The organism is Paenibacillus sp. FSL F4-0122, from assembly GCF_038002845.1.
Taxonomy (GTDB): domain Bacteria; phylum Bacillota; class Bacilli; order Paenibacillales; family Paenibacillaceae; genus Paenibacillus_AQ; species Paenibacillus_AQ odorifer.
Genome location: NZ_JBBODI010000001.1, coordinates 3,891,032 through 3,911,526, shown reverse-complemented (window position 1 = coordinate 3,911,526; position 20,495 = coordinate 3,891,032). Strand labels below are relative to the sequence as shown.

At 44.8% G+C, this 20,495-nt stretch carries 18 protein-coding genes; 2 read left to right on the top strand and 16 right to left on the bottom strand.

Features of this window, described 5'->3' with window-relative positions:
- Positions 1-16: 16 nt before the first annotated feature.
- From MHH49_RS16860 to gpr, 6 genes are all read right to left on the bottom strand, one after another.
- Positions 17-784 (bottom strand): response regulator transcription factor, encoded by a 768-nt coding sequence (locus tag MHH49_RS16860; protein WP_036677509.1) that lies wholly within the window; start codon positions 782-784, stop codon positions 17-19.
- Positions 769-2,574 carry a sensor histidine kinase gene (locus MHH49_RS16855; protein ID WP_235219398.1) on the bottom strand — a complete coding sequence of 602 codons (1,806 nt, stop codon included), beginning with the start codon at positions 2,572-2,574 and terminating at the stop codon, positions 769-771. Before MHH49_RS16855 ends, MHH49_RS16860 begins: the two co-directional genes overlap by 16 nt.
- A 105-nt stretch (positions 2,575-2,679) precedes the next feature.
- Positions 2,680-4,494 (bottom strand): translation elongation factor 4, encoded by a 1,815-nt coding sequence (gene lepA / locus MHH49_RS16850; RefSeq protein ID WP_036677511.1) that lies wholly within the window; start codon positions 4,492-4,494, stop codon positions 2,680-2,682.
- A gap of 140 nt (positions 4,495-4,634) precedes the next feature.
- Entirely contained in the window at positions 4,635-5,120 is a 486-nt protein-coding gene (locus tag MHH49_RS16845; RefSeq protein ID WP_036677514.1) for a hypothetical protein, read from the bottom strand.
- Between the two features lie 35 nt (positions 5,121-5,155).
- A complete protein-coding gene (locus MHH49_RS16840; protein WP_036677516.1) occupies positions 5,156-6,496 on the bottom strand; it encodes a stage II sporulation protein P in 1,341 nt (446 codons plus the stop codon).
- Between the two features lie 156 nt (positions 6,497-6,652).
- On the bottom strand, positions 6,653-7,654 hold the full coding sequence (gene gpr / locus MHH49_RS16835; RefSeq protein WP_036677518.1) for a GPR endopeptidase: 1,002 nt from the start codon (positions 7,652-7,654) through the stop codon (positions 6,653-6,655).
- Positions 7,655-7,958: 304 nt separating this feature from the next.
- Here gpr and rpsT point away from each other — a divergent pair, with 304 nt between their 5' ends.
- Positions 7,959-8,231, top strand: coding sequence for a 30S ribosomal protein S20 (gene rpsT, locus MHH49_RS16830; RefSeq protein WP_036677521.1), 273 nt, complete (start codon positions 7,959-7,961; stop codon positions 8,229-8,231).
- A 158-nt stretch (positions 8,232-8,389) separates the two neighbouring features.
- Here the strand turns inward: rpsT and MHH49_RS16825 are convergent, their stop codons facing one another.
- The 6 genes from MHH49_RS16825 to MHH49_RS16800 all read right to left on the bottom strand — a co-directional run bounded on the left by MHH49_RS16825 (position 8,390) and on the right by MHH49_RS16800 (position 13,375).
- Complete coding sequence (locus tag MHH49_RS16825) at positions 8,390-8,878, bottom strand: hypothetical protein (protein ID WP_038572946.1); 489 nt, start codon at positions 8,876-8,878, stop codon at positions 8,390-8,392.
- A gap of 36 nt (positions 8,879-8,914) precedes the next feature.
- Positions 8,915-9,934: a DNA polymerase III subunit delta gene (gene holA / locus MHH49_RS16820; protein ID WP_036677525.1), complete on the bottom strand. Its 1,020-nt coding sequence runs from the start codon at positions 9,932-9,934 to the stop codon at positions 8,915-8,917.
- 276 nt (positions 9,935-10,210) lie between these two features.
- Positions 10,211-11,473, bottom strand: a complete 1,263-nt coding sequence (locus tag MHH49_RS16815; protein ID WP_076099001.1) for an anti-sigma factor family protein — start codon at positions 11,471-11,473, stop codon at positions 10,211-10,213.
- Positions 11,470-12,018 (bottom strand): RNA polymerase sigma factor, encoded by a 549-nt coding sequence (locus MHH49_RS16810; RefSeq protein WP_036677530.1) that lies wholly within the window; start codon positions 12,016-12,018, stop codon positions 11,470-11,472. Before MHH49_RS16810 ends, MHH49_RS16815 begins: the two co-directional genes overlap by 4 nt.
- A gap of 240 nt (positions 12,019-12,258) precedes the next feature.
- Entirely contained in the window at positions 12,259-12,495 is a 237-nt protein-coding gene (locus MHH49_RS16805; RefSeq protein ID WP_036677533.1) for a hypothetical protein, read from the bottom strand.
- A 238-nt stretch (positions 12,496-12,733) separates the two neighbouring features.
- The gene (locus tag MHH49_RS16800) at positions 12,734-13,375 is read right to left on the bottom strand and encodes a bifunctional 2-keto-4-hydroxyglutarate aldolase/2-keto-3-deoxy-6-phosphogluconate aldolase (protein ID WP_036677536.1); all 642 of its coding nucleotides are present in this window, start codon (positions 13,373-13,375) and stop codon (positions 12,734-12,736) included.
- Positions 13,376-13,720: 345 nt separating this feature from the next.
- Between MHH49_RS16800 and MHH49_RS16795 the strand changes: the two genes are divergently transcribed.
- Positions 13,721-14,671: a sugar kinase gene (locus tag MHH49_RS16795; RefSeq protein ID WP_036677538.1), complete on the top strand. Its 951-nt coding sequence runs from the start codon at positions 13,721-13,723 to the stop codon at positions 14,669-14,671.
- Positions 14,672-15,226: 555 nt separating this feature from the next.
- On the opposite strand, the gene MHH49_RS16790 is transcribed toward MHH49_RS16795, so the two are convergent.
- From MHH49_RS16790 to MHH49_RS16775, 4 genes are all read right to left on the bottom strand, one after another.
- Positions 15,227-16,243 carry a LacI family DNA-binding transcriptional regulator gene (locus MHH49_RS16790; protein ID WP_341138290.1) on the bottom strand — a complete coding sequence of 339 codons (1,017 nt, stop codon included), beginning with the start codon at positions 16,241-16,243 and terminating at the stop codon, positions 15,227-15,229.
- 72 nt (positions 16,244-16,315) lie between these two features.
- Complete coding sequence (locus MHH49_RS16785) at positions 16,316-17,434, bottom strand: hypothetical protein (protein ID WP_341138289.1); 1,119 nt, start codon at positions 17,432-17,434, stop codon at positions 16,316-16,318.
- Positions 17,431-17,970, bottom strand: coding sequence for an RNA polymerase sigma factor (locus tag MHH49_RS16780; RefSeq protein ID WP_052097267.1), 540 nt, complete (start codon positions 17,968-17,970; stop codon positions 17,431-17,433). The genes MHH49_RS16785 and MHH49_RS16780 overlap by 4 nt, the downstream gene beginning before the upstream one ends.
- Positions 17,971-18,103: 133 nt before the next feature.
- The gene (locus MHH49_RS16775; protein ID WP_341138288.1) at positions 18,104-20,167 is read right to left on the bottom strand and encodes a glycosyl hydrolase 115 family protein; all 2,064 of its coding nucleotides are present in this window, start codon (positions 20,165-20,167) and stop codon (positions 18,104-18,106) included.
- Positions 20,168-20,495: the final 328 nt, after the last annotated feature.

Below are 20,495 nucleotides of genomic sequence, written 5' to 3'. Positions count from 1 at the left end.
AACTACATTTGGGAACTTATAGAACGTTTTTTGGTTCTTTACGGAATTCATTTGGCGTGACACCACACCACTTTTTGAAGATTTTTATAAAATAATTATCGTTCTCAAAGCCTACCTGCTGCCCAATCTCGCTAATCGTTAGCTTCGTTTCTGCAAGCAGCATTTTCCCAGCCTGAATACGGCGTTCTTGAATATAATTGGTCAACGTTTTCCCTGTCTTTTTCTTGAATAAGTCACTTATATAGCTGGCATCCATCCGGATCAACTCTGACATGGATTTGAGCGAGATGTCCTCAGCATAATGTTCTTCAATATAAGCTATAATTTTGTTCATCTCCACATGATCTGTCGGTCCCGTTTGTTGCTTCTCCGGAAACCATTTATCGGCTTTCTTCATCTTCACCATTCGCTCCAGCTCGGCCTGAACCTTACCCATGGTCTGCTTCAAACCTTGGAGATCTAAAGATAACTTCAAAATGTAATCCGAAGCCCCAAATACGAGCGCCTGGCGGGCGTATTCAAATTCACTCAATGCGGTCAACATTACAAACCGGCATTCGAAGCCTTCCTCTCGCGCAATTTGAAGAAGCTTCACCCCATCCATCACCGGCATATTGATATCCGTCACTACCACATCAGGCTGAAGCTCACGAATCATTTGCAAGCCTACTTCTCCATTCTCCGCCTCACCTATAATTTCAAACGGGATTCCAGCCTTTAAGAATAGCTTCCGTATACTTTTAACCGCAGGTTGTTCATCATCCACAATTAACGTTCTCCACATGTGAGCTTACCTCCATCGTAAGGTTTTGAAATAAGGAATGGAAAATGGATGATCACTTCAGTTCCTGTATCCGAAGATACAATGTCCATACCTGTCCGTTGATTCTTGAACAACAGCTCTAAGCTCTCCCTAATATTCTGAACACCGATTCCTTTACGTTTCCGTGTAGCCTTATTCAGCTGTGCTCTTTCTATCCCCATGCCGTTATCTCTAACCTGCAGGTACAGCTGTTGTCCAGTCACCTTAGCGGAGATATCAATTCTCCCTTGTTTTACTGACTGACCGAAGCCGTGAATCAAGCTATTTTCAATTAAGGGCTGCAGACAAAATTTAGGGATTAACGCGTATTGCAGCTCCTCGTTGATATCATATTGAATTTCAATCCCATGTCCAAAACGTTGCCGCTGTATCTCCATGTAAGATTCTATTAGTACGATTTCATCCTTTAACAGGATCAAATCCACTTCAGTATTTAAGGTTGTCTCCAATATTTTTCCTAGTGCAACACAAATTCCATAAATTTCATCATCATCTTTATCTAAGGCAATGCTCTTTATCGTATTCAATGTATTTAGTAGAAAATGCGGGTTCATCTGCGAAAGTAATACCTGAAACCGAACGAATTGCTTCTGTTTTTCTTCAAGCTGAAGACGCTGCAACAGCTCATTTAAATCATGAATCATTATATTGAAACTCTGAGTCAGGGCAAGAATCTCTCCCCGCCCTTGCTCGGGTAATTTCATTTTGAGATTCGTCTTAGCGGTCATTTCCATCTTCTTCTGTAGCTTCTTAAGCGGTACTGTAATCGTCGATGATATGAAATAAGTTAATAGAACAAATAGCAGCAGAATGATTCCAAATCCACCAAAAAACCGTCGTTTCTGCTTGTCTACTTCAAGAAAAAGCTGTGCTAGCTGCACCTTTTTAACAACATAGCCATTTAACTCCTCGATGTAGCTGTAGGTGTATAAGCTTTCCTCCTTCGGGTTGACAATGGATGCAGCACGCCCCGTCTGCCGCTGGTTGGCACTCTTCACAATACTCTGCGCAATATCAGACGAAAAAGCCTCATCCTTAAGGGGATTAAGCATCACTCCCCCCAAGGCATCGAGTAGAAATAAAGCCCCTTCCTGTTTACTCCCTAACGTTGATCTAGTAAACCACTCCTCATAATCGATACTTAATCTTGCATAGGCATAAATATTCAAATCATTATCACGCATAACCTCATAGAGACTAAGCATTTTCTTACTTGTTGTACTTTCCCGGACCACATTATTCTTGTCATTCGGATTCCATATATATCGATTCGTTCCTTCTCGCTTCAATGCTTGAACCCAATCCTCCGATTGGATTTCGTCGTAGCTCAAAGTTTCCTTTGGCATAAAGGAAGTGTATGCGTTTCCATGAAGGTCGATTAAAGTATAATACACCGTCGCTCCACTCATGAAGAATGTATTTTCAATCGCTCCAAACTTGTTTTCAACGAGTTTTTTTCTCGTGATTTCATCAGATTGCTCGGGATTCTTCATTATCGATAAAATCGTCGTATCTTGTTCGAGTAATGACCCTGTTTTCATCACGAGACTCATGAGATCAACAAAACCATTCTTAATACCAATAAGCTGCTCTATGTTCTTCGTTTCCGCATTATCCTGCAGCATTCGTTCTGTCTCTTTAAAGTTATATAGAACGAGTATGGCAATGGGTGTTAGTACCAACAGCAAGAAAGCTAACAAAATCCGATTCTTAAAGGTACTTGGCGTAAGTTTCAAATATAATCGCTTCACGAGGAATCCCCTCACTTTGTATGTGCTTACAATCCTTCCCCCTATTGTAATCTGCTCCTGCTCAAAAAAATAGAGCCGGGATATTCTCCCGGCTCTACCTATTTTTTACTCGTCGATCTTCAGTACTGCCATAAACGCTTCTTGTGGTACTTCTACACTACCCACTTGCTTCATGCGTTTCTTACCTTCTTTTTGCTTCTCAAGCAGCTTCCGTTTACGGGAAATATCACCGCCGTAACATTTAGCAAGTACGTTTTTGCGCATCGCCTTAACGGTTTCACGCGCAACTACCTTCGTACCCACAGAGGCTTGAATCGGCACTTCGAACATTTGACGAGGGATAATCCCACGTAATTTCTCACAAATGATACGTCCGCGGTTGTAGGCACGATCGCGGTGAACGATAAAGGACAAGGCATCGACCTGCTCATTGTTAAGCAAGATATCCATCTTGACCAGATTCGAACGACGGTATCCACAAATTTCATAGTCGTAAGAAGCATATCCTTTCGTACCGGATTTCAACTGATCAAAGAAATCATAAACGATCTCAGACAGCGGAATCTCGTACGTAATCGTTACACGATTAGTATCTAGATATTCCATATTTACGAACTCGCCGCGTTTGTTCTGGCACAGCTCCATTACAGTACCCACGAAGTCGTTAGGCACAATGATCGCTGCTTTAACATACGGCTCTTCAATGTAGTCAATCGTACCGATCTCCGGATAATGTGACGGGTTGTCGATTTGGATCATTTCGCCATTGGTCAGCATAATTCGGTAAATAACACTCGGCGCTGTTGTGATTAGTGGCAGATTGAACTCGCGCTCAATCCGCTCTTGAATGATCTCCATATGCAAGAGTCCAAGGAAACCGCAACGGAAACCAAATCCAAGCGCGCTTGAGCTTTCCGGCTCAAAGCTTAGCGAAGCATCATTTAGCTGGAGCTTCTCCAAGGCCTCACGAAGATCGTTATAATCGGAGGTCTCAATCGGATACAACCCGCAATATACCATCGGGTTGATCTTACGGTAACCCGGAAGCGGCTCAGCAGTAGGATTCTTTGCGTCAGTGACAGTATCACCGACACGGGTATCTCCAACATGCTTGATCCCAGCTACGATAAAGCCAACATCACCGATGTTCAATTCATCGACAATGGTCATACGCGGCATAAATGCGCCAACTTCAATGACCTCGAAGGTCTTCTCAGTTGCCATCATCTTAATCTTCGAACCCGCACGGATCTTCCCGTCCATTACGCGCACATAGACGATAACGCCTTTGTAAGGATCGTAGTGAGAGTCAAAGATCAATGCTTTAAGCGGCTCTTCTGAATTACCGGATGGCGCAGGAACCTGCTTCACCACCTGCTCCAGAATTTCCTTGATTCCGATACCGGCTTTGGCAGATGCCATAACCGCTTCACTGGTATCCAGCCCGATAACATCCTCAATCTCCTGCTTTACCCGGTCAGGGTCAGCGTTTGGCAAATCAATTTTGTTGAGCACAGGTAGGATTTCCAAGTTGTTATCCAGTGCTAAATACACATTGGCCAGCGTCTGTGCTTCAATTCCTTGAGCCGCATCCACGACCAGCAGTGCGCCTTCACATGCTGCAAGACTGCGGGAAACTTCATAGGTGAAATCGACGTGCCCCGGTGTATCAATCAAGTTGAGATAATACTCTACACCATCGTCTGCACGATAGGTTAAACGCACGGCTTGCAGCTTTATTGTGATACCACGTTCGCGCTCCAGATCCATCTGATCGAGTACCTGTTCCTGCATTTCACGCGTGGTTAGTGCCCCCGTGTATTCCAAAATGCGGTCAGCTAGTGTCGATTTACCATGGTCTATATGTGCAATAATCGAGAAATTGCGAATTTGTTGTTGTCTTTTCTGAACGTCAGTCATTCCTTACCCCCACAGACAGCCTGATATTAATCCACTTATTATAACAGTACAAGCTTACTCCATCAATCCCGCGCTGGCCCAAAACAAAAGAAACAGCTATACACGATCCCGTGAAATAACCGTTTCTTCTAAATTTGCTGTTAATTTTCTGCCGAAGCGAACAATGAAACTACCCAGCGGATTCCCTTCTGGGAAGCCTGCTGCAAGAGACCTGCCGTCTTATCTGCCAGAACATCGACTGTAGGCTTTTGCTCCTCAGGAATTAGAATTTGCTCCGGAGATTTCGTACTATAATCATCCACAACTTGCTGAGGAGGATCTGCGGCTGGCGTTGTATTGCTATTTTGAGGCAAAGGAGAAACAGCCGTATATGCACCTGTGACAGGATCGATTACCATTGGCACATATACATAAGTCTGCCCACCCTGTGTCACACCATTCTTTTGCAGTTGTGGCTGTGGCTGCATGCCTGTTACTTGACTGGTCTGCGTAGTCGGGCTGGCATTCCAGCCGGGTAGAATCTTAGAGACTGTTGACCCACCGCTTCCGCCGAACTGCATCCCTAAGAGGATGCCAATCCCTGCCCAAATCCCAACCATAACCAGTTTTTTTCCGAAACGCGACATGTACACCACTCCTTTTTGATCCTTGGTAATTTATTTTACGAAGCTCCGTTTGATTTCTTTGGTGTTGTAGTGGGATTCGCCACTTTTTCAGGTGCGTTCACCTTCTGAGCGTCATGACTGCTCCAGTACACATCAGCGATAGCATCTGCCAAAATATCAGCCGTCCGCTTTAATTCCTCAGCCGAGTTATCAATTCCGCCCACTTCAATCAAAACACTATTGGGAGACAGGGTCTGATTGTACTCTCCGTTGTTGCCTTTACCCGCAGCTTTTCCCCATATCCCACGAGATATTCCCGGGTAATTCTTTTCAAGCTGTTGATGAATCTTATTGGCAAACTCTTCGTTCTTCTTCCAGTCTTTATTTGCATGTCCAATGATAAAATAGACCTGTGCATAGCTTTTCCCGTCAATAACAGCTGTTGTTTTGCTATGACGCTGCGAATCACGGTGAATGTCGATAAAACTATCCATTTCCTCATTTGCGCTGAGTGCTGATTTAACCAAGATCCGGGAATATTTATAGGAAAAGTTCCAGTTATAGTCGGTGACTTTGGTCGGAAAATCTTCTTTGGCATGAACCGTACCAATCCCGAGCTGTTCCAGTCTTTTCGTAATATATGATCCTACCAGCATTACATTTTTAGTTGAAACTCCGGAGCTGGGATTTTCATTTGCTGCCCCTAACAGAGGATTGTAGGCTTCTCTAGGATGTGAATGATAGATTAGAATCCGTTTGATCGAGGTATCCTTAGTGCTGTCTGTGCCGCTTTGCGGATTACTCTTATCCGTCCCTTCCTCCGCCGCTGATGGATCAGGAGATGGTGCAACCGTCGCTTCAGGCTGCTGTGTTGTAACATCTTCTTGCTTGTCCCCTTCGTCCGGAACAGAAGTTTCCGCATCTCCACTACCCTCAGCCAGCTCATCAGTCCCAGGATGATAATCCACTGGTGCTCCTGTAGATCCACCTGAACCTTTCCGCAAAAGAAATGGATCATCCGCCGCCATCCCCGGCACTTCACGAGAGACTAGACTCTTAGGGTCACCTGGATTCACGCTGGTCAGCAACTGAAATACGAAAGAAGTTACCTTTTCACCTGAAAAAGCGGATGGCTCTTTACCCTGCGGTAAATGCGGCACCTCCATCCCCAGCAGCTCCATGAAAAAACCACTAGACAGGGAGGCGGCAAGCCCCTTCATTGAAGGAATGGGTGAAGAGCTAAGCTTCTGTCCGGCCAATCCACCAGCTCCAAGCAGCATAAAAAATACTAGTGAACCTCCGGCCAACAGCAGCATCGTTCTCCCCAGCGATAAAACATCCAGCATTTTTCCCCTTAAACGGCCGATGTTCCAAAGCTGAAACCATTTTTTATTCATTGTAGTTATTTCCTCCTCCAGCCCTCTGTAATCTCTTATACTCCAAATCTATGAGTGCAAGAGCAATACTAGAACCGAAAATGAGAGAATAGACATAAAGCCCGTACAGGATACCTTAATTCAGCATCCCGCCGGGCTTAACAAACCATAATTCAGTTAGTGGGTATAAGCGCCAACATTCTCAGGATCAACCGCATCATGTAAAGCCGCATTCAGACCACTGGCCACGATATTCGCGATCCCTTCAATAAATTCATCGATTTCCTTGGGAGTGACGATCAAATCGTGCCCCAAGGGTTCAAGCACTTCCTTCACTAATGACAAGCGTTCCTGCTCAGAGATATCGTCCAGCATCCCCATGATTTCCTTAGTATGGTTTGCTCCTTGCCCGAAGTGATTTTTCATCATCTCCAGCACATTATTTACAATAGTTGATGCATAGCAGACAGTGGGCACTCCGATTGCGATACAAGGAACACCCAGAATTTCTTGGGTTAATCCACGTCGCTTGTTGCCAATCCCCGAACCGGGATGGATCCCAATGTCCGCAATTTGAATCGTCGTATTGATACGCTCCAGTGACCGGGATGCCAACGCATCTATGGCGATAATAAGCTCAGGTTTCGTGCGATCCACGATTCCCTGCACGACCTCACTCGACTCAATTCCAGTCAGCCCAAGCACTCCAGGAGCAATAGCGCTCACCTTACGATAACCAGGGGAGATCTGATCCGGAACCAACTCATAGAACTGCCGTGTAATGAGTGAGTTCTCCACCACTAAAGGACCCAGTGAATCCGGTGTAACATTCCAGTTACCAAGACCAACAATCAACACAGATGCATCCTTGCCAATCCCAATTCTGATCAAAAAGTCCTCAAATTCGCGGGCAAAAACTTCTGCCACCTTTTGCTGCAAGCCTGTATCTCCGCCACGCAGAGCGGGTACCTCAAGGGTTACATAGTTGCCAATTGCGCGTCCTATTGCCTGTGATCCGGCAGCATTAGCTACACCAAGACGGGTCACTTTAATCCCATCAGACTCTTCCACTTCTTCGTTCACACCAGGGATTGGCGTTCGTTGTGGGCCTTGAGCCATTTCCTTTGCCTCTAACGCCAAATCGGTGCGCACAGAATATAGCTGCAGATCCGGTTCCATTGTGTACCAGCCTCCTAAAAGTTTTGTAAGCATACACTTCCATGAATTACTTCGAACAAAACTCACTTCGAAAGCAGCTGCTTAGTTTTGTAAGCATACACTTCCATGAGTTCATCCTCATTTGGCAAGCTTCTGCCTATGCTCTTTTGTCGATAGTGTGCGAGAGAAAGCCAATGTTTATGCAGGATACGGAGGTTTAATTTGAAAGCTTTAAGTATTGCTTTTTGCTACCGGTCATGCTAAACTATTTTAAGTTGTGAATCATTTGATAATGATTTCGAATGTCTTACAGGAGGTGAATGCAATGCCAAATATTAAATCCGCGGTTAAACGCGTAAACACGAACGAAAAACGCCGTGCACTGAATGCTTCCCAAAAATCCGCGCTTCGTACAGCTGTGAAAACTGCTGATGTAGCTCTGACTGGTACGGAAGTAGAAACTGCTCAAGCTGCTTTCCTAGCTGCTTCCAAAAAGCTGGACAAGGCCGTAAGTAAAGGTCTGGTTCATAAAAATGCGGCTGCCCGCAAAAAATCCCGCTTGGCGAAGAAATTGAACGCTCTTACGGCTCAAGCCTAAGACGACATTCATAATGAGCAATTGAAGAACCTGACCGCTATGCTTCATACGGTTAGGTTTTTTTGTGTCTATTAATTAATAATAAGTAGTGTTAGTTACTTTTAAGAGATGTGTGTTAAATGAAAGAAGACCACCTTAGAGAGGCGGTCTTCTTTCATTTATTTTTTCTCTTTTTTCATTTCATAATAGTTACCATCCCATAAGAAAATCATCGTTTGATCGTCTTTAACAATAAAACTGCTGCCGGGATTCGTCCAATTATTTATAGATACCGTCTTAACCGATTCCGTTTCGATCCCAAGGTCACTTAATTCATTTCTGTATTCGTTAAAATAGTCATCCTTAGTGATGTTCTCTTCCTTATATTCAGGGCTCATAATTTCATCTTTATCAAAAGATGCTTTTTCTATCGAATAAGTTACTCGCATTCCAATAAGCTTTTCATCCTCCGCTGCCGAGACAGGTGTAGAACCTACTATACTTTGTACACTCCATTCCCCAAAATAAGAAGGTGCATCTGCAGAGGTATTCGTATTCGCAGGCGAATCAGAGGCAGATCCTGACGGTGAATTAGTATCCGTTTTGCCACAGGAACTAATTAGTAGAACGAGTAAAAGCAGTGCCGAATATTGAAATATTCTTTTCATAGTCAGATCATCTCCAATACTCTTTCCCTTCTTAGCTCAGACACCTAAACGCAGCATGAACAGCTCCAGCCCTAGCACTTTGTCTATAGCCCCTGTTTTCATTTTATAATCCAGATCCGCCAATGCACTTAAGATTTGCCGCAATCGTTCACTGGAGAACTTATGGGCCTGCTCCCCAGCAAGCTTAACCGCATAAGGATGCAATCCGATCTGTGACGCAATCTGTCCCTGCGAATAACTATGTGCTGATAAATCCTTAACCTGCAAAATAATGCGGAACTGCCGCGCAACCAGCGCTGCGATCTTGATCGGTTCCTCACGCTGCTTCAGCAGCTCATATAATGTATCAAGCGCCTTATCAAGACGCAGATTAGCGATATCCTCAACAAGCGTAAACACATTTTGTTCTGTTCCACGATGTACCAGACTCTCTACGGCCCCCGCATCCACAGTGCCGCCCTTACCAGCGAATAAACAAAGCTTGTCCATCTCTGCAGATAAACCTTGTAAGCCGGTGCCTGCATTCGTTATAAGAATTTCTGCAGTGCCAGGTGCCATTACACAACCACGCTCACGAATTCCTTTTTCCACCCAGCGCAGCAGCTCTTCTGCTCCCAGCGGATTAAATGCTAATACTGTGCCCACTGATTTGACAGTCTTCACAATTTTTTTACGCTCATCCAGCTTATCATTATTCACCATAAAGACGATCACACTGAAGTCTACAGGATGCTGCAAATAGTCACTTAAAAGATCTATACGATGCTCCAGTTTGGCATTTTCTTTGCCCGCTGTAAATAACGAGGCATCCCGCACCAGCAATAGTTTACGTTCTACCATAAATGGCACTGTCTCCGCTTCTTCTACCACAGCCTGCACCGGCGTCTCAGAGAGATCAAAGGGAATAACTGCGAAATCACGATCCTCTTTAGCAATCAGCTGTTCTTCCAGCAGTGCCGTGAATTCATTCATTCGAAATTTCTCACTGCCATATAAAACATACAACGGTGAGATCTTCCCTTGTTTGATTTCTTTTATCGCCGTTTTGGCATCCATCCCGCCACTTCCTTTTCCATTCATCTAGCCCATTTTGTCCAGAGTTCTATTGTAGCAAAAAAAACTACAAAAATGCATGCAAAAACGGAGAAACTCTGGCAGCCATGGCCAAAGCCTCTCCGTTTAAGCGGCGCATCTATATAAACGACGGAGTGCGAAGCTCTAGAAACTCCACATCCGGCGGTCATACCGATGTTCTGCAAAACCTATACTTTCTAGTTCCTGTCCTGTTGATATAGTATATTCAGAAACTTCGAAAAAAGTTCCAACCCCACTTTAATTTGTTGAAGATGAGGTTGGAGTGTTCGTTGGGGTCGCTCCAGGGGATGCAGCCGGACTTGAAGAAGCAGTAGCTGCTTCCTGTACAGTGTACACCTTGGTCACATTCACACCATCTTTTTCTGTCACGTACGTAAACTTCGAGCTGTCCGCGGACCATTCACCAGAAATCCAATTTCCTTCTAGCGGATAAGAGTTTACGGCTAACCGTTCTTCCGCTGAGCCCCCTGGCGACTTCTTATAAATTACAAGCTGCAACCCAACAAATTCTATAGCATACTGACCATCAGGAGAAGTCCAGGTCTGCACATTAGGATCTTCAGAACTGCTTAAGCTCATAACTTCCCGTCCGTAGTCATATGGAAACTTTAAAGAATCCTCCATCGGTGGAGCAGAATCGGCTGCGCTGTCTGAATTCATATCAGCAGTTTGCTCCTTATTATCCACCTTTAGCTGATTGCTACTGGCGTTGCTAGAATCTGAATTTTGAGATTTCGTGGCGACATCCTGCCTTGGCGGAGCAATCTTCTCTGTCGGCTTAGGATCTACGCTTTGAGGCGGTTCAGTGATCGACCGCCCTCCAGCTCCCGCTCCCGCATCAGCTGCATCCGCCGGTGCACTTGGCATCGAGGCAGGGTCCACTGGTCCCGTCGCTCTATCTAAAGCGGCGTTATCTTCGTTCATCTCCGGTGCATCCATCTTAAACTGCGCAGCGCCCTCGTTCTCTCCACCAGCGGCAGGTGAAGCTCCATCAGAGTTAGCAGTAATAGAAGCTTGCGATTCCATTGCTGTATCCTTAGTATCATCGCTGGCTGTTTTAGCGCTATCCTGCATCCTTTGTTCCACTTCTGCCCCAGGCATTTTATCGGGCATATTAAATATTGCGATCCCTAATAGAACGGCAGCTGCAATAGCTCCAATGCCTGTCCGTGTTGCTATAGAGGTTCCCTTGGCAGGTTTACCGCGGGAGCTTTCACGTGAAAATGGGACAACAACCGGCTCCTCAGATCTCACAGCACTTTGTTCACGACTGCTTCGATCCAATTCTGCAAGCTGAGGTAAAATAGAGTCAACCAGACTAAACGGGGGTTTCACGTCTGGCAACTGCTCCAATTCATTGGAGAGAAGTGTCAGGCGCTCAAAGACTTCCGCGCAGGAAGGACAATTATCGATATGACGGAACATTTCAATAATCTCATCTTGACTCAAATCTTTGTCTAAATAGCGGTGCATCCATTCCATCACCTCCGCGCATTTCATCCCGATACACCACCTTTCTGGTACTCCTGAAGTCTATTCTGCAGTTGCTGTCTAGCCCGAAATAAGTATGATTTCACTGTATTCAAGGGCAAATCCAGACAATCTGCAATCTCGTTGTAAGAAAAATCCTGTAAATAGCGCAGGACGATGACTGTCCGATGATGCTCGGGCAATTGATCAATTGCTTCACGTATATCCTCAGCTAAATAAGAGGATAGAACCTCACGTTCCACATTGTGTTTATCCTGAAACACCATTTCATGTTCATCAATAGAAACTGTAGGTTTAGTTCTTCTGAATTTATCAATGCAAATGTTAGTGACGATTCGCTGAACCCACGTTTTGAACTGGGCCTTCTCCTCATATGAGCCGATTTTTGTATAAACCCGGATCAAGGCTTCCTGAGATGCATCTAACGCATCTTGTTCATTATGCAAAATGTAGAAGGCCGTTTTATATACATGTCCTTCAATTTCTCGCAATAGGGTGATTAGAGCGTCGCGATCGCCCGCTTGAGCGGCTCTGATGAGTCCCTGCTCCACCACGAAGGTTCCCCCTCTCTATGCAATCTTACTGACGCGCAAGACTGCGAATTTGTTGCAACCGTGTAATTAATATTTTTAGCCAATAATTCCTACTAAGCATACAGGGGAAACAACAATCATTCAAATACTCTTTTTCACTATCTTAGTAACAAAAATGACATCAAAAGAAACGGCCTATCCCCTTGTCGGAAATGAAGCCGTCTGTCTTAAATATTACCCTCCGGAATCGGGCAAGAAACTCTATTTATAGAGCGCAATTTTGCAGAGCATGAAGACCGCGTAGTTTTCCCTAGTCTCATCATCCACCACATAGGCTTCTCCATTCTCAAATAATTGAGGGTTATTGTAATTGCGCTCTAATCTGTAGATCTGCCCTTCCGTCACCTTACAACCATGGAATGCCGACTCAATTTCTACGTACTCAGCATCATCTTCATCCGCTGCTTGATACAGCGCTTTGTCATTATAAGCAGGCATATACTCACTCCCGGCTGGATAATAGATCCTGACGTTCAGTCCATGTATCACTACTCTTCTATTATATAGTTTATTATCTTTATCCCGATTCTATACTTTCTAAAAAGCATAGAATAAAAGGAATATGGACAGCTCAAAGAAAATCAACATAAAAAGGCTGCATGGCCAACATCTGTCAGCCACACAGCCTATAAATAAAAACGCGAATCTGGATTTCAATCTCCGTTCGAACTATACATTAAATCCCTTTTATCTCTTTAAACTTCGCCACATATTGGGCAGCAAGATCGGTAATCTGATCGTATCGGCCATTCTTCGCCGGTGCAGTCAAATTCCCCCCAATGCCCACAGCCATGCAGCCGTTTGCAATCCACTTCTCCATATTGTTCAAATCCACGCCACCGGTCGGCATAATATTCACATGTGGCATAGGACCTTTAACCGCTTTTACATAATCCGGACCGAAAGCACTGCCAGGGAACAGTTTAAGCACATCCACGCCGTACTTCAACGCTTCCTTCATTTCATTTAATGTCATGCAACCAGGCATATAGGGAATGCCGTAAAGATTACACATCTTAGCTGTCTCCACTTCAAAAGAGGGACTAACGACAAACTCTGAACCTGCAAGAATGGCTATTCTAGCTGTTAATGGGTCCAAGACAGTTCCGGCGCCAATCACCGCACGACTCCCGTACTCTGCAACCAATCTCTTAATCGCCACGTCCGCGTCTGGTGTAGTAAAAGTTACCTCAATATTATTTAGACCGCCTTCTATACAAGCAACGGACATCTTAAAAGCTTCCTCAGCACTTTCTGCTCGAATAACCGCTACAACCCCGACGGATGCCACATTCTGTAATACTTTCATTTTCTTCATCAGTAGACTCCCTTTCTCTTGGACGATCATAGATAAACAGGAAATACTTTTTTAGATAAACTATTTTATTAAATTTACTAATTATTGCGTTTTGTTCTATAAGGAAATAGTAATAACAATACGATTAACAGTCAATACATTTTTATTACATCAGAGGGAAATAAGTAATAAAATCTAAGAAAAACCTTTATAAAACAAGGGTTTATGGAAACATTATTTTCTTTTTACGAAAAAAGTTTTTTGGTTAACAATCATTATTTTATTGTACAAAACCGATTTATGTGATAATTTCAAATTACAAATCATTATACTGGGATAAAATCATTACCCTAGGAGGAACTAAAAATGAGTAAACAGCTGGATGCCGTCACTTTCGGGGAGCCGATGGCGATGTTTTATGCGAATGAGGCCGGTCCTCTGCATGAAGTATTTTCGTTCTCCAAAGCATTAGCAGGTGCAGAAAGCAACGTGGCTACAGGCTTGTCGCGTTTGAATCATCCTACAGGTTATGTTACGAAGCTTGGCGAAGATAACTTTGGCACATTCATTGCTCAGGCGATGAAGAATGAGAACATTAATACGGACAATATTACTTTTACTAAAGAGTATTCAACAGGTATGCTTATCAAATCGAAAGTGGTTACCGGCGATCCAAAGGTCGAATACTTCCGCAAAAACTCCGCAGCCTCCACGCTTAGTCTGGAGGATTTTGACGAGGCCTACTTCAATTCCGCAGGACATCTGCATGTTACAAGTATCTCCGCCGCTTTGTCCAAGAACTGTCTTGAATTTTCTATTCACGCTATGGAATTTATGAAGAGTAAAGGAAAGACGATCTCTCTGGATCCTAATCTGCGTCCTAGCTTATGGCCGGATACAGAAACAATGGTGAGTACCATTAATGATCTGGCTACACGCTGCGACTGGTTCCTGCCGGGGCTCGGTGAAGGTAAAATCCTTACCGGACTGAGCACACCCGAAGAGATTGCTGACTATTACCTGGAGCGTGGCGTAAGCTTAGTCGTCATCAAGCTTGGCCCTGAAGGCGCTTACTATAAATCCTCTGCTGGGGAAGGTTACGTGGACGGATTCAAGGTGGAGCAGGTTGTTGATACGGTGGGTGCAGGTGATGGATTTGCGGTTGGCGTAATCAGTGCGATGCTGGAAAAGCTTCCGATTGCTGAGGCCGTCAAACGCGGCAATGCGATCGGTGCGTTAGCCGTCATGTCGCCAGGCGATATGGACGGACTTCCCACCCGTGAGGAACTTGCGAAGTTTATGCAACAAGAAGTCTAATAATCGCAAAAGAGCAGCGATTCTCCGTTATTGGAGGAGCGCTGCTCTGCTTTTTGGGTCGCTGATTGGCTGCTATGGCTATGCTATTGCTATTGCTATTGCTATTGCTATTGCTATTGCTATTGCTATGCTATTGCTATTGCTATTGCTATTGCTATTGCTATTGCTATTGCTATTGCTATTGCTATTGCTATTGCTATTGCTATGCTTCAGCAGTGTAATCACGTACCCCTGGGGCTTTCGGACCCAGAAGACGCTATTTGCGATTTTTTTACCTTTGCGGCGTAGTTTCGGACTCCAGTGACGCTATTCCTTATGAAAAAGGGCATTTAGCATGTTTTCCATGCCGATAGCTGCGATGGGGTCCGATTGTACTCCAAATATGGGATTATACTGCTTATAAGATCAGCTGAGTCCGATAGCGACTTCCTGCGCGAAAATATTACTCAATCAAACCCAAGTTTAGTGTTTAGATAAAGTTAGGTCCAATAAAAGGGGGAGTGCTCAACAAGCTAAGAAATAGCTGCTGGGCACTCCCCTTTTTATAGTTCAAACTTATTTGTAAGACTTCACCGACTGCCCTTGCTGCAAGGTCGGCGGAAAACGATATGTAATTGGAACAGAAGCTCCCTTATCCTCGATACAAGAGAGTATAATCTTGGCAGCCTGCATCCCCATCTCGTAAGCAGGCTGTCGGATTGTCGTAATGACCGGATTATATATTTGCGCGAATTCCGCATCATCTATCCCGATGACCGACAACTGTTCTGGAATAGAGATGGCATTTCGATTCGCATATTTCAGAATTTCCGCTAGTGTGATGTCGTTCGTAGCCAGCAACGCTGTCGGCGGCTCCGGCAGTGCTAATAAGTGTTCCAGCCCCGAAGCTAATTCCTCTTTGGATACACTGCAAATATACTCCTCACGCAGCGTTATGCCCGCTTCTTCCATCGCTTTTTTGTAGCCACTAATCCGCTCTTTCCGAGGGGTAATCGCATGCTCCCCAATTGGGAGGGACACCAGAGCAATCCGCTCATGACCTTGCTGTATTAGCTGCCCTACGCCTATCTTTGCCGCCATTTCATTGTCCAGCAATAGACTCTGCGTGGTGATTCCATCTACCAGACGATCCATAAAGACTAGCGGAAAATCAGCCTCTATCAGCCTGCTATAGGCAGACGGGTTATTCCCTGTAGGAAAAATAATCAGCCCGTCCACCTGACGTGCGATTAAGGTTTCTACATACTTGCTTTCTTTCTCCGCATTCTCATCCGCGTTGCATATGATCACTTGGATTCCGTGATGCTGCAGCTCATTCTCAATCGCCCGGATACATTGGATTGACAGCGTATAGTCAATATTGGCTACGATGATCCCGACCGTATGCGTCCGATTCTGCTTCAGACTGCGCGCCAGACCATTCGGCTGATAATTAAGCTCCTCAATTACTGCCTCAATCCGGTTTTTCGTCGCTTCACTCATATATTTAAAACGTTTGTTCAAAAATTGGGAGACCGTACTTTTCGAAACTCCCGCTTTTTGAGCCACATCATCAATCGTTAACTTCTTCATCGCTTCGGCTCCACTCTTCTCAAAAGAAAATACTTTATCAAAAAGTATAGCTTTTATTTAGTGATTTATCTACTAGGGAGTATTGTTCATATAATCCATATAAAGCTTATTTTGTTGCTCTTCGGATAAAAAAGCCCAATTCTCATCCAGCCACCCCAATCCAGCTTTCGTAAGAATATCCGCTTTACGTTGTTCCCCACCCACTTTATAATCCATAATTAATGTTTCTCCCTTAATCTCTTTAAAACCAATTGCTGTAGCAGGTGTTGGAATGCTCATGGTCTCCATATCATAAAGTACGGTTTTCTCTTTGTACTTTTTATCCCCTGCATGTTCTAAGTAACTAAGTACGAGTTGTCCATGCTCCTTATCAACAGCGATTAATGACTTGTATTCTAAAAGTGTATTATCGAAGGATGCAAGCGCTATTGGAACTACAGATTCTCCTGCCGCTGCTTTTTTAACATTAAGCATTGAAAATTTAACATCCTCATACATTCCTACACCAAGAGTCATTTTGAAGGAAATTAACAGGACGTAATCGCCTGCTCCAAAAAATCCACTCAAATATTGATACGTACTTGCCCCTCCCCCATAAAGAGGAAAAGTATAAATCCTAGTAGCCGAAGAAGCCGATAGCTCCGTCTGGTCCTTAGAGCTCAGGTAAAGAGTGAACGGTTCTGTAGGATGTGTGTACTTTGGCTTCTTGTAGTCAACCATCGGGGGTGGCGGCGACCAAAGAATTCCCGCTGTTGTCTCAACGGCATACCCTTTGCTCTTATCTCTGTTCATTGGCAAAGGCATGTAGTATTTCTTACCGCTAATCTCAAATTCTACTGGACTTGTCGGAGGCCCTAACGCTTTATCATTAGTTGCAGAACTAGAAGAAGGCAGTATGCCTGCGCCTTGTGACTGAACGGATGGCGAATGGATTGGCCCTGTGTTTTTCCATACACCCATAGGCAAGGTAAGCGCACCTATCAACAAAACCGTAGCCAGACTGGTTAGAAGCACATTTTTATTCATCCAATAACGTTTGTAACCTGAACTTTTATTCACAGCAGCCTGTTCGATCCGCATCATTAACTCAGGCGTGAAACCATCTTCAATGAAAGGTCTTTTGCCTGCTTCCGCATACCAATCCGTCTGCCCGATCATCACTGGATTACTATCATCCGCGTTGCGTTTCATTCCCTCTCCTCCTTCTGGATAGCCTCTTTAACCTTCTCTCTCGCCCGCGCGAGCCGAGATTTCACGGTTCCTTGTGCTACATTCAGCAAATCTGACATTTCGGCAATGGATAATCCATGTTGAATATCTAGCACAAGCACCTCTCTGTTCTTCTCTGGAAGGGTCATAATAATTTCCCAGATACGGTTCGCATACTGATTGCCGAGAGCTTCTTTTTCCGCAGAAGGAGCATTAACAGTAGTAGGTTGATCGCCCAAAGCAATGAATCTGCGCCAAAAGCTATTTTTGCTCCAACTGAAGGCCGTATTTCTGGTAATTGTAAGCAGCCAGGTTTTCATCGAAGATTGACCCCGGTATTTCCCAACATTCTTATACGCCTTCAAAAATACTTCTTGGCTGATATCATTTGCCTGCTCTCGACTTCTAGTTAAGAAAAAAGCATAATTCCACACATCCGAGCCATGCGCCTCCATCATTTCCCGCAAACTCATTGCGGGCGCGTACGCTGCTGTATATGGTATATCTTCGCTTAGCATGTTTCGCCTCACCCCTTGCCTAATAAGACTTTCCAAACTTGAAAAAGTTCCCTCTAAAATAAAAAAATAGGTCATTCATTAAAAAACACCACCGATGAACGTTTTAAGCGTTCACTAGTGGTGTGCGGATATTTTAAAGAGAGCTGAATTTCTCCTCCAGCCGCCGTGCAAGCTCATCGTCCGGTAACGGATTACGATGCGTATTTTCCAGATAGATATGCTTTTCAGTCTCGGGCATCAAATATTCCTTATACCATAAAAACATATCCGGACTATCCCCCTGAATCCGCAAAAATTTACGCGCTGTTTCTACATGATCTATAGTGTTGGCAATATTGGTCAACCAATCAGCCCGATAAAAATGCTTCCACTGACCGATCTCTGCCCGTAAAAGAGCCTGCTGGCCCTCCTTATAATCCCAAACCGCATGTGAAGCTTCGATAAACGCCTCTGGAAATCGCTCTTCTTGGTAACACATATACGCCTGGCAAAGAGAGGATAACCCTCTGCACCCGCTCCAATGCAGCTCAATTTGAACTAGCAGTTGAACATGCAGCCTGTTTCGCTCTTTTTCGGGTAAAAGTTCCATCACCTCTAGGCACTGCTTTCGCAGCAGATACCAGACTAGTACAACTCGCTCAGCTCGATCCCTGAACCATCGAACCTGCTCTACAAAAGGAACATCCCCTGCGGCCCAGCACAGACGTTCATCGCTCTCCGTCTTATTTTGCAGCCAATGCCCTATAATCTGCCTTGCCGGATGATGATAGAATTCATCGCCTGCGCGGTCGTCAGCATTAGGACCATATACTATGGTGTTTTTGAAGTAGCTTTTGTACAATTGGGCAATTCGCCCCTGCTGCGCTGTGTAGAAACGGTTAACGAAGGTCTGAAGCTGTTCATCAGCATCTGCTGTTCCATCCATCCACAACTTTGCTGTCAGATCTAATGTATAGAGATGAGGCAAAATATTCCCTGAATTCACCAGCAGATATTCACTAGCCCCTGCCGCAAATGCACCCTGTAATTCCTCCACTATAAAGGACGGATCCGTAGGGAATTGTGTTAGATGATTGGAGGCCTGCAAATCGTGGAAGGTGACGTGGTAATATACCCCGTTTTTGCCTTGATCTCCTGCCTCGGGTAGAGCAGGCACGCGCAGATTCAGATGGCCATGTCGTCGCGACACCATTTTGCCGTATCCGTTATCCGCCCATATTTTAATAACACCTTCTGGAACTTCGATCTTTCCCTGTTTATACAGCTCCGCAATTTCTCCGTACATCGCCATACAGCACACAGGCTGGTCCACATATTCACAGATCATATCGTATTGCTTGCGAACCACAAATGAGATCAAATCGCCCCGTTTCTCCGGAGTATCAAAAGAGGGGTCATTCTCCCAAAAAGGTTTATCGCCCTGTCCGCGGAAGGAGAGCACCCAGAGTGTTTTTTCATCTTTTTGCCGCTCGATGGCTTCTCTCCACAGCTGTTCAAACAATTCTGGATATTCTTTATAGCTAGCCTGCTTGCCCGGAAAAGCACGCAGGAACATTTGCGCGCCAAGCGGCTCCGCATGATGATGTGTGATCCACAGTCCCATATCCACCGCAAGCTGATGATGAATTCCGTCTCTCGGCAAATCCGTCCCCGGGATTACCATATTTCCACCACAGCGCAGTAGCGCTTCAAAAACAGGCTCCCATACCTCCGCCGTCGGAGGATAATCCTCCTTCCAGCCGATAAGACACACTTCATCATTCACGAACCAACCTCGGTAGCGTACCTTTGGCTGAATGCTGTTGTATTCAGAAACAGGCAGATTGATCGCATCTTTCTTAGCAGGAGGAAGTTCCGCCCAGAACCAGAAGGGATCTACACCAAGCACGTGGCAGCTATAATGAAGCATCCCATAAATAATGCCCAATTCATCACGGCCGATAATATGCAAGATCCGATCCTCTTCACTACCTGCAAAACGCAAACAAAAACCCTCCGCCCATTCCGGGCAGCCCTCATCCTCTGTCGCATAACGAATAATTACAGTAGCTGCTGCTCCTTGGTTCGGAGCTTTTCCGAACACCAGCTCATGATCTCTGGCGATCATCCGCCAAGCATGTTCAATTGGATTACTGCGTTCTACTTGAACATCATATACACTTTCCGTTGTGACTCTAAATTCTGCATATGTATTCACTATCGCTTCATCTCCTAATTCGCTACAAAACACGGAGGACACAAGCTTCTCACCACCGCACTTTGAAATATAGTTTAAGTAGGCATAGAGTTTACCAGAATCTTCTATCTCTATTATAAAGCGTTCACATAGATTGTGCATGCACGCGTAATAATTACTGGAGGAGGACGGCGGTTACTGGAGCTGGAGCTACTGTATTAGAGCAGTTGGTGCTAGACAGGACAACAGTTACAACAGTTACTGCAATAGAGCAGCTGGTGCTAGACAGGGACTACAGTTACTGCATTAGAGCAGCTGGTGCTAGAACAAATGGACTGGATCATCAGCA